General features: G+C 59.8%; 11 protein-coding genes. 9 read left to right on the top strand and 2 right to left on the bottom strand.

The features are described from left to right. Positions 1-6 precede the first annotated feature (6 nt). Entirely contained in the window at positions 7-3,162 is a 3,156-nt protein-coding gene (locus IC231_RS04855; RefSeq protein ID WP_190783446.1) for a SusC/RagA family TonB-linked outer membrane protein, read from the bottom strand. A 345-nt stretch (positions 3,163-3,507) separates the two neighbouring features. Continuing rightward, the gene (locus tag IC231_RS04850) at positions 3,508-6,294 is read right to left on the bottom strand and encodes a substrate-binding domain-containing protein (RefSeq protein WP_190783445.1); all 2,787 of its coding nucleotides are present in this window, start codon (positions 6,292-6,294) and stop codon (positions 3,508-3,510) included. 476 nt (positions 6,295-6,770) lie between these two features. Here IC231_RS04850 and IC231_RS04845 point away from each other — a divergent pair, with 476 nt between their 5' ends. The 9 genes from IC231_RS04845 to IC231_RS04805 all read left to right on the top strand — a co-directional run bounded on the left by IC231_RS04845 (position 6,771) and on the right by IC231_RS04805 (position 13,236). Next, entirely contained in the window at positions 6,771-7,094 is a 324-nt protein-coding gene (locus IC231_RS04845) for an ArsR/SmtB family transcription factor (RefSeq protein ID WP_211538859.1), read from the top strand. A gap of 70 nt (positions 7,095-7,164) precedes the next feature. Then, positions 7,165-7,980 (top strand): sulfite exporter TauE/SafE family protein, encoded by an 816-nt coding sequence (locus tag IC231_RS04840; RefSeq protein WP_190783444.1) that lies wholly within the window; start codon positions 7,165-7,167, stop codon positions 7,978-7,980. A 53-nt stretch (positions 7,981-8,033) separates the two neighbouring features. Beyond that, positions 8,034-9,389, top strand: a complete 1,356-nt coding sequence (locus IC231_RS04835; RefSeq protein WP_190783443.1) for an MBL fold metallo-hydrolase — start codon at positions 8,034-8,036, stop codon at positions 9,387-9,389. A 100-nt stretch (positions 9,390-9,489) separates the two neighbouring features. After that, a complete protein-coding gene (locus IC231_RS04830) occupies positions 9,490-9,831 on the top strand; it encodes a rhodanese-like domain-containing protein (protein ID WP_190783442.1) in 342 nt (113 codons plus the stop codon). 47 nt (positions 9,832-9,878) lie between these two features. Continuing rightward, entirely contained in the window at positions 9,879-10,439 is a 561-nt protein-coding gene (locus IC231_RS04825) for a YeeE/YedE family protein (protein ID WP_190783441.1), read from the top strand. A gap of 12 nt (positions 10,440-10,451) precedes the next feature. Then, on the top strand, positions 10,452-10,862 hold the full coding sequence (locus tag IC231_RS04820; protein ID WP_190783440.1) for a DUF6691 family protein: 411 nt from the start codon (positions 10,452-10,454) through the stop codon (positions 10,860-10,862). 530 nt (positions 10,863-11,392) lie between these two features. Then, positions 11,393-11,929, top strand: a complete 537-nt coding sequence (locus IC231_RS04815) for a phage tail protein (protein WP_190783439.1) — start codon at positions 11,393-11,395, stop codon at positions 11,927-11,929. Positions 11,930-11,955: 26 nt separating this feature from the next. Then, positions 11,956-12,504, top strand: coding sequence for a phage tail protein (locus tag IC231_RS04810; RefSeq protein ID WP_190783438.1), 549 nt, complete (start codon positions 11,956-11,958; stop codon positions 12,502-12,504). A 198-nt stretch (positions 12,505-12,702) separates the two neighbouring features. Further along, complete coding sequence (locus tag IC231_RS04805; protein ID WP_190783437.1) at positions 12,703-13,236, top strand: phage tail protein; 534 nt, start codon at positions 12,703-12,705, stop codon at positions 13,234-13,236. Positions 13,237-13,243 lie beyond the last annotated feature (7 nt).

Raw genomic sequence — 13,243 nt, 5'->3', positions numbered from 1 at the left:
CAGTGATTAGAAAGAAACGTTCAGACCCGTGGAGAAAATGCGGGGCACGGGGTACTGGTAGTTGGTCACCTCGGGGTCGGCGCCGGTGTATTCCTTGCTCTTGATTGTGAACAAGTTCTGGCCCTGCACATACACCCGCACACCTTGTAGCTTAATGCGGCTCACGAAGCTGGCCGGCAGCGAGTAGCCCAGCTGCAGGTTGCGCAGCTTCATGTAGGAAGCGTTTTCGATGAAGTAGGTGGAAGCGCGGCCCTCGTTGTTGGTGTTGATGAGCGTCGCGGCCGGAATGGTAGAGCCGGTATTGGTCGGCGTCCAGGCGTCCAGCAGCCGCTCGCCCCAGTTTTCGCCGGAAGCCAGCGAGGCGAAATCGGTGCGGAATTTGGCGTTGTTGAAGGCATCAATACCCTGCACGCCCTGGAAGAATAGCTGTAGGTCGAAGCCCTTGTAGCCGGCGCCCAGATTGAGGCCGTAGCTGAAATCCGGGACGCCTTCCGTAATCCAGGTTTGGTCGAAGTTGTCCACTTTGCCGTCACCGTTCAGGTCTTTGTAGCGGATGCGGCCGGGAGCAGCGCCCACCTGCGTGGCATGGTTGGTCACGTCTCCTTCGTTCTGAAACAGACCATCTGCCACATAGCCGTACACGGCGTTGATGGAGTGGCCCAGCCGCGTAACGTCCTGGCCGTTGCCGCCATAGGCGTTGATTACTTCCGCCGGCAGGAACGTCAGCTCGTTGCGGTAGGTCGAGAGGTTGCCGGAGATGGTGTAGGTCAGGCCGTTGGTCAGCTCGTTCTGGTAGCCGAGCACAAACTCCCAGCCCCGGTTTTCGATGGAAGCGCCGTTCACGAACTGGTCACCGCCCTCCCCTACTACCGCCAGGTACGGCAGGTTCACCAGGATATCCTCGCTCTTCTTCACGAAGTAATCCACGGAGCCCGACAGCCGGTTCTGGAGCAGCCCGAAGTCCAGGCCCACGTTGGTCTGGGTGGTGGTCTCCCACTTCAGGGCCGGGTTGGCGCGCTGGAAACGGCGGTAGCCCGAGGGCAGGTTGGTGTCGTTGCCGTAGATGTCGTAGGCCGTGCCCCGGTCGTACTCGAAGTTGGGGTCGATGGTGCCCAGCAGCGACTGGTACAGGCCCCGTGAGGCAAAATTGGCAATGTCCTGGTTGCCGGTCTGGCCCCAGCCGGCGCGCAGCTTCAGGTCGGAGAAGAACGGGGCGCTGTCTTTCACGAACAGCTCCTCGCTCAGGCGCCAGCCCGCCGATACGGCCGGGAACACGCCGAAGCGGTTATCGGCACCGAAGCGCGAGGAACCGTCGCGCCGCAGCGTACCCGACAGCAGGTACTTATCGGCGAAGGAATAGTTGACTTTGCCGAACGTGGACGCCAGCCGGTAGGCCGTAGCGCCGCCGCCGTTGTCTTTGTTGGCCGCGCCGGCGTCAAGATAGGCGTAGGTGAGGTCTTCGCTGGCGAAGTTGGTGCGCGAGGCGTAGGAGCTTTCGTCGTAGTAGCTGATGCGCTCCGTACCGGCCACAAAGCCCAGCTGATGCTTGCCGGCCAGCAGCATGTCGTAGTTCAAGGTATTCTGCCACACCCAGTTGCCCCAGAACCGGTCATTCACCGTCACGCGGTTGTTCTGCTCCGACAGGAAGCCGGCCTTGTAGGTTTTGTAGATCTGGCGGTACTTATAGATGCTGTAGTCGATGCCGAAGCTGGTCCGCAGGTGCAGACCTTTCAGGATTTCGGCATCGGCAAACAGATTACCGAAGGCGCGGCCCGTGTTGGAGCGGTTCTGCTCGTTGTCTTTCAGCAGGCGCAGCGGGTTGTCCCGGTCGCTCATGCCGGCCACGGGGCCGCCCCACCCTGCTCCGTCCACGGTGCGCACCGGCACGATGGAAGGCAGCTGCGTAGTCCGGTCGCGCACCAGATTCAGGTCAAACTCGGCGCGTTGCGACTTCACCACGGTCAGGTTCTCCCCGATTTTCAGCTTGCCGTCCAGGAAGTTATAGTCGGTGTTGAGGCGGGCCGTGTACCGGTCGAAGTCGGTGTACTTCAACGTGCCGCTGTTGTCGTAGTAGTTCAGCGAGAACAACGCCCCGCCCCGCTCATTGCCGCTGCTTACGCTCAGGTTGTAGCTCTGAATCAGGGCATTCTGCTGCGTTTCCTTAAACCAATCGGTATCAGCGGAGCGCTGGGTCTTTTCTGCGTCGATGAATTCCGGCACGGTCACGCCGTTCAGCACGCGGCGGCCGTTGCCGTCCAAGCTCGTCTGGAAGTTGTAGTAAGGCAGGCTGGGGTTGGTACCGTCGTTGATGGCGGCCTGGCCGTACACGCGGCCGTAGTCCAGGGTGTTGAGCAGCTTGATATTCGGGCCTGGCGTCTGGAGCGTGAAGAAGGTTGAGAAGTCTACTTTGGTAGCGCCCTTCTTGGCCTTTTTAGTCGTGATGATGATGACGCCATTGCCAGCCCGCGAGCCGTAGATGCTGGCCGCCGAGGCGTCTTTCAGCACCTGAATGTTCTCTATATCGTTCTGGTTGATCTGGTTGATGCCTTCTTTGGTCGGGATGCCGTCGATAACGTAGAGCGGGTCGTTGTTGCCAAGCGTGCCGAAGCCGCGGATACGTACCGTGGCCGAGCTGCCCGGCGCACCATCCGTGGTAATACTCACCCCCGCCACGCGGCCCTGCAGGTTGCGGGTCACGTCGTTGGAGGCCATGTCCCGGATTTCCTCGGTTTTCACTACCGCCACGGCACCGGTCAGGTCGGCTTTGCGCTGGGTCTGGTAGCCGGTTACTACTACTTCATCCAGAGCAGCGGCGTCGGGGGCCAGCGTGATGCTGAACGACGTGCGGCCCGCCACCGGCACTTCCTGCGACTTGTAGCCGATAAAGGAGATAAGCAGCGCCGTGGCGTTGTCGGGCATCGACAGAGAAAAGTTGCCGTCTCCATCAGTAGAGGTGCCAATGGAAGTACCTTTTACAACCACCGTGACGCCGGGCATACCGGCTCCTTTTTCATCAACGATGCGGCCTGTCACTGGCACGTTGGCCAGCACTCCGATGGAGGCGCTAGGCACAGAAGCCAGCGCCGGCGTAGCGCCCAACGGCAGAGCAGAAAGCAGCGTCAGCCCAACAGCTTGCCGCAGCAGAGGTACAGTGTGTTTCATGGGAATTTGTGGAAAAGAGGAAGACGAGTGAGGTAGCGCCGGCTCCGGTGAAGGCTCCTGCTACAACGCCACCGCGCCGCCCATGTGCCCCCCATACAGATGGGCTGGCACAGCGAGCGGCGCGGCGGTGAGCGTAGGAGTGTGAGGCTTTTTCATGGCGGAGTTGTTGACCAAATCTCCGTTGAAAGCGGACAGTTACCTTCCTCTATTCATTCAAACTCTTTCAAAATCCAGACACACTGCACATTCATGTTAAACACCTGTAAATATGGAATTTAACTTTTCAATTTTACACTATTAACATCCCCACTATTTCGTTTTTGATACCTGATTTTCAAATTTGATTCAGGCACTGGGCGTAGTATGCAGCGCCCGGAACTCGGAGGGCGACACCTGGTAGCGCGCTTTGAAGCTGGTGGAGAAATAAGAAGGCGACGAGAAGCCCAATTGATAGGCCACTTCAGCAATATTCAACTCGTCGTCGAGCAGGAGTTGGCGGGCTTTGGTGAGCCGGATGCCCTGGATAAAGTCGGTGACGCCGGTGCCGAGCACGGCCTTCACTTTGCGGTAGAGCTGCACCCGCGAGATGCCCAGGCTACGGGCTACGTCTTCCACGCTCAGGTCGGAACGGCCGAGGTTGGCTTCCACTATGGCGGTGAGGTCGGCCAGGAATTTCTGGTCGATGCGCTGCGGGGCAACCGTCACCGTATCGACGCTTAACTCGCGACGGAAATGCTCGCGCATTTTGTCGCGGTTGGCCAGCAGGGTGCGCAGGCTTTCGAGCAGGAAGGTGGGATTGAAAGGCTTGGTCAAATACAAGTCGGCGCCGGCCTGCACGCCTTCTACCTGCTGCTCGGGCGCGTTGCGGGCCGTGAGCAGCACCACCGGAATGTGCGAGGTGCGCCAGTCGCCCTTGAGTTGGGCCACCACTTCCAACCCGCTGAGTTCGGGCAGCATCACGTCGCATACTATCAGGTCCGGAATAGACTCGGCGGCCAGACGCAGGCCGGTTGCTCCATCAAAGGCCGAACTGACCTGAAAATGCGGTTGCAGTTTCTGGGTCAGGAAGGCATTCACGTCCGGGTTGTCTTCAATCACCAGCACCAGTGCTTCGCTGCTGCCATAAGCGGCCGGCTCGCCCGCCGTGGCTGCCGCCGCAATGCCTTCTTCTAGCGCAAATGCCGGCGTGGCCTGCGGGGCGGCATCCAGTAGCTTGAGAGCAGGCGGCAGTTCCAGCGGCAGCGTCACGATAAACGTACTGCCCTGCCCTGGCTGGCTGGTAAACGTGAGCTGGCCCAGATGCAGGCGCGTGAGGCCCAGCGCCAGTGCCAGCCCCATGCCCGAGCCGCGTGCCGCCGACTGCTGCCCCTGATAAAACCACTCGAAAATGTGCGCCCGGTCTTGCTCCGAAATGCCCCGGCCGGTGTCTTCCACACTCACCCGCACCCCGTTTTCGGCCGGTACCAGCTGCAAACTCACCGTAATCTGGCCGCGGTCGGGTGTGAACTTGAGGGCGTTGCTGAGCAGGTTGAAGAACACTTTATCCAGAATGTTCACGTCGAACCAGAGCCGGATAACAGGCTCCGAAGGCAGAAAACGGAGGCTGATGCCGCGCTGCCGGGCCGGCTTTTCAAACACGTCCATGATTTCGCGCACAAAGGCCACAAGGTTGCCCTCGGTGGCGCGCACCGGCATCTTGCCCACGTCAATCTTGCGGAAGTCCATGAGCTGGTTGACGAGTTGCAGCAGGCGCTGTGCATTGCGTCGAATCAGCCCCAAGTCGTGGCGGTGAGTGGCGGGTAGGTCGGGGTTGCTGGTCAGCATTTCCTCTACCGGCCCCAGAATGAGCGTAAGCGGGGTGCGAAGCTCGTGCGAGAAGTTGGTAAAGAAGCGCAGCTTGGCCTCGGTTTCTACTTTGGCCTGCTCAGCAAACTCCTGAATCTGGTTGCGCTGCGACAGTATCTCCTGGTTTTGCAGCTCCAGCTTGCGGTTGCTGCGGCGGTTGGCCCGATACGCCCGAAACGCAATTAGGCCCAGCACGGCTGCCCCGAGCAGGGCTGCGGCCAGCACATAGAGCACGGTTTGCTGGCTGGCAAAGGTGGCGCGCTGCCGACGCAGCAACTGCTGCTGGCGCTGAATGTCCTGTTGCTGGCTGGTGAGCTTCTCGGTCTGCAGCTTCATGGTCTGCACATTGGTCGAGTCGATGACCATGGTACCGAGGATATTCTCCTTGTCGTAGGGCTGCTTGCGCAGGATGCGCATGGCCATCCGGATGGCCTCCTCCCCGCCCGGCGGGTAGAGCAGCGTGGCCTTGAGAATGCCATCCTGCACCAGCTGAATACCGCCGTGTGGCCCCGGCATGCCATCCACCCCTATAATTTTGATACGGTTGGCCCGCTTGAGCTGCTTGCACACTTGGTAGGCACCCAGCGCAATCCGGTCGTTGTGCGCGAAGATGAGGTCTACCTCGGGGTGGGCGCGCAGCACGGCCGGTAGCCGTTCCAGCACCGATGGCCGCTCCCAGTTGCTGTTGACCTGCGCCACCAGCTGCAGCTGCGGATAGGCCGCCAATGCCTGCACAAAGCCCTGGTGCCGGTCGGTGGCCGGCGAAGAACCGGGCGCGCCCAGCACTTCCAGCACCTGCCCGCGCTGCCCAAGCAAACCAGCCACATAGTTGCCGGCCGTTTGGCCTACTTCCACATTGTTGCCGCCTACATAAGCCGTGTACAGCTTGGACGTCGTGCGGCGGTCCAGAATCACGACCGGAATACCCCGGTTATATGCTTCCTCCACGATGGGCGTCACCGGCTCGCTTTCGTTGGCCGATACAATCAGCAGGTCGATGCCTTCGCGCAGAAACTCTTTGATCTGCTGTTCCTGCAAGGCGCTGCTATACTTCGCATCTTTTATCCGGAAGTTGACTTCCGGGTAGAAGCTCAGCTCCTTTTTCATGCCGGCCAGCATGGCCTGCCGCCAGGCGTCGCCGTTGGTACACTGCGAGAAACCAATAGTATAGCGTGGCTTTGCCGCATGCTGTGTGCAGGCCACGGAGCCCAGCAACAGGCCCAGCAACAGGCCCAGAAACAAGACACAGCGCGCCAGCAAAGAAAGGTGGGAGTCAGAGTGAGGCATGAAGCAGGCAGATGAAGCAGCTGGCCTGTCTGCCGCTGCTCCCCAAACCCCAAGTTTCACATTTCTGCTCAATTACTACTGCCTGCCCCTCCGCCGGCCCCCTCGCCCACTGGCCAGATCAGCCTGAGCGACCTGCATTACAAAGCAAGGTCACTCATAATGAGGTATTTGCCGATAAGTGAAAGCAGGGGCAGGTCGTGCAGATACGATACCGTCCCGCCTGTCGGCACCGCCGCCCACGGGCCGGGGCCGCCCCAACGCGCGGCACAGCGCCGCGTATCGGCACTCGCACTGGCGTGAGCACAACAAAGAAAAACAGAACCGGTAGCAGGCACTAAAAAGGCTTTTTCCCGGCGGCAGCACGACTATTTGCAGGTGCCACAATGCTCCAACTGCCGAAGTCTGGATTCTACCGGAACTAAAAGTAGCGTGCGGATTGTATACATGAACAAATGATCATATATTTGCAACACCGTATGACCACTGCTCCTGCCATTCCGTCTGCCGACCTGAATCTGACTACCGAAAAGATGGAGAAGGTGGCCTTCATTCTCAAGACCACGGCTCATCCTACCCGCATTGCTATTGTGCAACTGCTGGCCAATCAGGAAAGCCTGTCGGTGAGCGACATCAGCGAACAGCTGCAGGTAGAGCAAAGTCTGCTCTCTCACCACCTGACGGGTATGAAGCTGAAAGGTATTCTGAGCAGCACCCGCGAGGGCAAAAACATCTTTTACGCGCTGAAAATGCGTGAAGTGGTAGACGTGATTCAGTGCCTGGCCGGCTGCACGTTCCTGTAGTAGGAAGGTGCTTTTTTTGCCCAAACGCATGAACACCTTTTCATATATACATACATTCACATTTCCTTCCATGCTTCACGCGCTGGGCTACTTTGCGGCCATTTTCATCGGTCTTTCCCTGGGCATTATGGGCGGGGGCGGCTCGATACTTACCGTGCCGGTGCTGGTGTATCTGATGGGCGTGAGTCCGGTGCTGAGCACGGCCTATTCGCTGTTTGTAGTGGGTAGCACTTCTATTGTGGGCGCCTCGGGCTACTTCCGCAAAGGGTTGGTATCGGTGCCCACGGCGCTGGTGTTTCTGGCTACCTCGCTGGCCGCCGTGTTCCTCACCCGCAAGCTGCTGATGCCTGCCATTCCGCATGATCTGTTCACAGTGGGCAGCATTGTCTTCACCAAGGATTTGCTGGTGCTGGTGGCCTTTGCCTTGCTCATGGTAGTGGCGGCCGTGTCCATGATCCGCAACAAGCAGGCGGAGGAAATTCTCGCCGACGACCTGCACCACCAGCACACCATCAACTACCCCCTCATTCTCACGGTGGGGGCCGTAGTGGGCCTGCTCACGGGTTTTGTGGGCGCGGGCGGCGGCTTTCTGATTATTCCAGCGCTGGTGCTGTTTGCCCGCCTGCCCATGAAGGAAGCCGTGGGTACCTCCCTGGTCATCATTGCCGTAAACTCCCTGATTGGCTTTACCGGCGACCTGAGCGCGGGCACGGCCATTGAATGGAGCTTCCTGCTGGGCTTTCTGGCCTTCGCCGTAGGGGGCATCGTGCTAGGCACGTACCTGGCGCGCTTCATTCCCGGGGCCAAGCTCAAGCCGGCTTTCGGCTGGTTCACGCTGGCCATGGGCACGTTTATCCTGCTGCGCGAACTGGTGTTCACGCACTAAGCCGCCCCTAGCCACTTCACCTCATTTCCTCTTCACCTCTTCCCTTCACAACCATGAAAATTGAACAGTTTGAAGACAAGGGCCTGGCCCATTTCTCCTATGCTATTCTCAGCGAGTGCGCCCGCGAAATCGTGCTGATTGACCCCGCCCGCGACCCGCAGCCCTACTACGACTACGCTCAGGCCCACGACGCCAAGATTATCAGCGTCATCGAAACCCACCCCCACGCCGACTTTGTGTCCTCCCACCTGGAAATTGCCCAGAAAACCGGCGCCACCATCCGCGTGAGTAAGCTACTAGGGGCCGATTATCAGTTTGAGGCGTTTGACGAGGGCGACTCCTTCACGAGCGGGAAGCTCACCTACCGCGCCCTGAACACGCCCGGCCACTCGCCCGACAGCATCAGCATCGTGCTCAGCCGTGAAGGAAAAGACGTGGCCATGTTCACCGGCGACACGCTGTTCATCGGTGACGTGGGCCGCCCGGACCTGCGCGAAAAGGCCGGCAACATCCAGGCCAAGCGCGAGGAGCTGGCAGGGCAGATGTACCACTCGCTGCGCGAGAAGCTGATGACGCTCTCCGATGACGTGCTGGTGTACCCCGCCCACGGCGCGGGCAGCCTCTGCGGCAAGGCCCTGAGCGGCGCCAACAGCAGCACCATCGCCGATGAGAAATTCGGCAACCCCATGCTGCGTCCGATGAGCGAGGAGGAGTTTGTGCAGGTGCTGCTGGCCGATCAGCCGTTCATTCCCAAATACTTCGGCTACGATGTGGCGCTGAACAAAGCCGGCGCCACCGCCTACGCCCCCAGCGTACAGCAGGTGCAGCGCCTAGCGGCCGGCTCCACCCTGGAAAAAGGCGCAGTGCTGGTGGACACCCGTCCCGAGGCCGAGTTCAAGCAGGGCCACTTGGCCGGCGCTATCAACATTCAGCAGGGCGGCAAGTTCGAAACCTGGCTGGGCTCGATTGTGGGTCCGGAGGAAAAGTTCTACCTAGTGGCCGCCGACGAGGCAACGCTGGAGGACCTGATCCGCAAAACCGCCAAAATTGGCTATGAGGCCCTGATTGCGGGCGCGCTGGTAGGTACTCCGGCCACGCCGGCCACCCTGCCCCAGCTGGACGTGGAGCAGTTCCGCGACCAGCCCGAGGCCTATACCATCGTGGACATCCGCAACGCCTCGGAAACCAAAGCCGAGCCGCTGTTTGAGGGGGCGCTGAGCATTCCGCTGCCCGAGCTGCGCGAGCGGGCCCGGGAAATTCCGACCGGCAAGCCCGTGGTGGTGCACTGCGCCGGCGGCTACCGCTCGGCGGCGGGCAGCAGCATTGTGGAAGCCGCCCTGCCCCAAGCCACCGTCTATGATCTGGGCGAGGCCGTGAAGTCCTTCCAGACGGCCGTAGCCAGCCACTAATTTTTACCAGTGCGTGAGTAGCTGCCGCCCAGCCGTGTAGCCGGGCGGCGGCCCACCACCTTTCCCATTATCCTCCTTCTTTTTCTTTTCGACTTCCGCCATGTTTGGACTTTTTAAATCTTCCGGCCCTTCCAAGTACCAGAATCTGCCCGCCGCTGAGTTTGCCGAGGGCGTGCGCCAGACCGGCGCCTTGGTGCTGGACGTGCGCACCCCCGCCGAGTTTGCCGGCGGCCACCTGCCCGGCGCCCTCAACCTAGACCAATCCTCACCCGGTTTTGCCCAGCGCGTGACGGCCCTGGACAAAACCCGCCCCACCTACGTGTACTGCCGCAGCGGGGCGCGCTCGGCCAACGCCGCCACCCAGATGGGTGAGGCCGGCATCGAGAAGGTATGCAACCTGGCCGGCGGCCTTCTCGACTGGCCCTACAAGCTGGGGCGCTAAGCGGCCGGCCTGCTGCTCGTTTTTCTCCCCTTCGTTTTTCTGTTTTTATGCTTGACTTGATTCGTCAGCCCTGGCCCTGGTACGTGGCCGGCCCGCTGATTGGCCTGACGGTGCCCGCGCTGCTGCTCATCGGCAACAAGGCCCTGGGCATCAGCAGCTCGCTGCGGCACATGTGCGCCGCCTGCGTGCCCGCCAGCATTCCGTTTCTGCAATACAAGTGGCGCGCCGAAATCTGGAACCTGTTTTTCGTGCTGGGCATTGCCATCGGCGGCTTCATCGGCTACCAGGTAATGGGCCATCCCGATACTATTGCCATTTCTCCGGAAACCGTGCGCGACCTGAAGGCACAGATGGGCCTGACGGACTTCTCGGGGCTGCTGCCCAAGGAGTTGTTTGCCCTGGAGAACCTGGCCAACTGGAAAGGCTGGGTGTTTCTGGTGCTGGGCGGCTTTCTGGTGGGCTTCGGCACACGCTATGCGGGCGGCTGCACCTCGGGCCACGCCATTTCAGGCCTCTCTAACCTGCAGTGGGTGTCGCTGGTGGCCGTTATCGGCTTTTTCGTGGGCGGCCTGCTAATGACCTGGGTATTTTATCCTCTGATGTTTTAAGCTGATCTGACGATGAAAAATTTGAAATACCTGGTCCTGGGCGTGCTGTTCGGCATTATTCTGACCAAAAGTGAAGTCATCAGCTGGTTCCGCATTCAGGAGATGTTCCGCTTCCAGTCGTTCCACATGTACGGCATCATCGGCTCGGCCATTGTGGTGGGTCTGATTTCGATTCAGCTCATCAAGCGCAACCACCTGAAAACCATCAACGGCGAGGAAATCAAGATTGCCGACAAAAAATACAACCACGGCGTGTGGATTGGCGGCACCATCTTCGGGCTGGGCTGGGCCCTGACCGGCGCCTGCCCTGGCCCCTTGTTTGCCCAGCTGGGCAGCGGCGTGGCCGGCGCGGCCGTGCTGATTCTGGCCGCCCTAGCCGGCACCTGGACGTACAGCGCCCTGCGCGAGCGGCTGCCTCACTAAGCAGGCCAGGCCACTACTACCGCTCACTTTATAGCCGGCGCAAGAGTATGGCGTAGCACCAACGTCCTACTCTTGCGCCGCGCAGTTTTCCGCTGGGGGAGTGGTGTCGCGCCCCTGCCTGAATATGGGCCCATAGGCTACTGAAGGAGCTAAATCCTTGCTATACCTAATCGAAAAGGAGAGATACTACGAGCTGTTTTACGGAAAGTTTATAAGAATATGCACGTATAACTGGAACAAATCAATAAATTTAGGTCCCGATCCTCTATTCCTTAGTCCAAGCCTACCTTAAACAGGGCTTGGTACATCTTCACCTATTGCTGTTTGTCCTCTATCACCATAGCAAATTGCTATGGTTCGGCTGCTTATACCCTTTTTTCATCACAAACATAGTCTGAGTATACTCGAAAGCTGCTGGTGTCTTGCAAGCGCAATTCTCGATTCAGCCTTTTGAAAACCAGACTTATACATCCAAGACTATTCCTGCCCGCGAGGGCTTTTCTACACTCTCACTTTGTTTTTTTTAGCTTATGGAACCAATGCTTGGAGAAATCCGCGCAGTCGCATTTCCTTTTGCGCCCCGAGACTGGGCAATCTGCGACGGCTCGTTACTGCAGATTCGTACGAACACCGCACTTTTCGCCTTACTCGGCGTGCAGTTCGGCGGCGACGGCATCAGCACCTTTGGCCTGCCGGATCTGCGCGGCCGCGCCGTAGTAAATGCCGGCACCGGCGCGGGCCTGAGCCCATATAATGTGGGCGCCAAGCTTGGGCAGGAAGCTGTGCCGCTGGATGTTACCCAGATGCCGCTGCATACGCACACGCTGGGCAACGTCAAGGTAAATCCTGCTGATCCGAATGTCAGCTCGCCTGGACAGGCCTTTCTCAGCAACGCCAGCAAGGCCCAGTATGGAGAGACGGCCGGCGCTAACACGACAATGGCCGCTGGTTCGGTGCAGGGTACGGGCGCTCCGTTAGGCAGCTCGCAGCCGCACAGCAACATGCAGCCTTATCTGGTCCTCAACTACATCATTGCCACGCAGGGCATCTTCCCACAGCGTCCTTAGCCCTACCTGCTCTTCGCATTCTACTTATGGAACCATACCTCGGAGAAATTCGCATTTTCGGCGGCAACTTCGCCCCGGTCGGCTGGCTGTTCTGCCAGGGCCAGCTGCTCCAGATTTCAGATAACGACGCTCTGTTCACGCTGCTGGGTACCACGTACGGCGGTGATGGAGTGACCACCTTCGGCCTGCCCAATATGGCCAGCCGCGTGACGGTCGGCCAGGGCCAGGGCCCCGGGTTGTCCAACTACGTTGTCGGGCAGGTGATGGGGGCCGAAAGCGTGACGCTGACCACGCTGCAGCTGCCGGCGCATGCCCACCCATTCAATGGTACTATCAGTGCCATTGCGGGCGAAACCGCTACCGCCCAGACTAACCCCACCGGAGCCTACTTCAGTGACCGGGGTGAGTCCGCCTACAATCTCGTGGTGGGCGATACTCCCGCTGAGCTTGGCACGGGTGCACTCAGCGGGCAGGCAACACCAGCCGGCGGCTCTCAGCCGCACCCGAACATCCAGCCGGTGACAGCCATCAACTACATCATCGCCACCGCTGGCATCTGGCCATCGCAGCCCTGAGAGTGGGCTTGGGAGTTAGTAAAAGCGCCCATTCGTGTCATGCGGAGCGCAGCCGAAGCATCTCTAACGCTTCGTTGAAAATGTCTCCGGCGAAGCGGCAAAGATGCTCCACAAGCTCTGTACGACGATTCCCAAGCACGCTCCAAGCAGGCTCAGTAGCCGTTTTCTCTTTTTATCTTCTTAAATACCTCTCTCTATATGGACGCTTTTCTTGGTGAAATCCGCCTGATGGGTTTTCTCTACGCACCGAAAGGCTGGCTTTTCTGTCAGGGCCAACTGCTCCAGATTTCGACAAACCAGGCTCTTTTCTCATTGCTGGGCACTATGTACGGCGGCGACGGGCGCACCACGTTTGCGCTGCCTGATCTGCGCGGCCGCGTAGCACTGGGCGCCGGCCAGGGGCCGGGGCTGGCGCCTTATGTGCAGGGCCAGCGAGGCGGCACGGAAACCGTAACGCTTGCTACGGCAGAAATGCCGAAGCACGAACATACGTTTACGGGCACCATCAAAACTGCCGATGCCGCCGAGTTTCCCCAGATAAGCCAGTCGTACCCGGCCACTGGCACCGTCACTCAGTTTGCCACCGGCAAGCCCAACATTTCCCTGGCCAGCGGTAGCCTGCCGGGCACGCTGTCGTCTATGGGTGGCAGCCAGGGCCATGACAACCGCCAGCCGATGGCGGTGATGAACTACGCCATTGCCATCCAGGGGTATTTCCCCTCGCGCGGCTAACTGTCCT

This window comes from Hymenobacter duratus (genome assembly GCF_014698995.1).
GTDB lineage: Bacteria > Bacteroidota > Bacteroidia > Cytophagales > Hymenobacteraceae > Hymenobacter > Hymenobacter duratus.
The sequence above is the reverse complement of the archived record's forward strand: the minus strand, read 5'-3'. Positions and strand labels throughout refer to the sequence as shown.

Coding starts and splice junctions, on each gene's coding strand:
- IC231_RS04855 (WP_190783446.1), bottom strand. CDS start 3,162: ATGAAACACACTGTACCTCTGCTGCGGCAAGCTGTTGGGCTGACGCTG.
- IC231_RS04850 (WP_190783445.1), bottom strand. CDS start 6,294: ATGCCTCACTCTGACTCCCACCTTTCTTTGCTGGCGCGCTGTGTCTTG.
- IC231_RS04845 (WP_211538859.1), top strand. CDS start 6,771: ATGACCACTGCTCCTGCCATTCCGTCTGCCGACCTGAATCTGACTACC.
- IC231_RS04840 (WP_190783444.1), top strand. CDS start 7,165: ATGCTTCACGCGCTGGGCTACTTTGCGGCCATTTTCATCGGTCTTTCC.
- IC231_RS04835 (WP_190783443.1), top strand. CDS start 8,034: ATGAAAATTGAACAGTTTGAAGACAAGGGCCTGGCCCATTTCTCCTAT.
- IC231_RS04830 (WP_190783442.1), top strand. CDS start 9,490: ATGTTTGGACTTTTTAAATCTTCCGGCCCTTCCAAGTACCAGAATCTG.
- IC231_RS04825 (WP_190783441.1), top strand. CDS start 9,879: ATGCTTGACTTGATTCGTCAGCCCTGGCCCTGGTACGTGGCCGGCCCG.
- IC231_RS04820 (WP_190783440.1), top strand. CDS start 10,452: ATGAAAAATTTGAAATACCTGGTCCTGGGCGTGCTGTTCGGCATTATT.
- IC231_RS04815 (WP_190783439.1), top strand. CDS start 11,393: ATGGAACCAATGCTTGGAGAAATCCGCGCAGTCGCATTTCCTTTTGCG.
- IC231_RS04810 (WP_190783438.1), top strand. CDS start 11,956: ATGGAACCATACCTCGGAGAAATTCGCATTTTCGGCGGCAACTTCGCC.
- IC231_RS04805 (WP_190783437.1), top strand. CDS start 12,703: ATGGACGCTTTTCTTGGTGAAATCCGCCTGATGGGTTTTCTCTACGCA.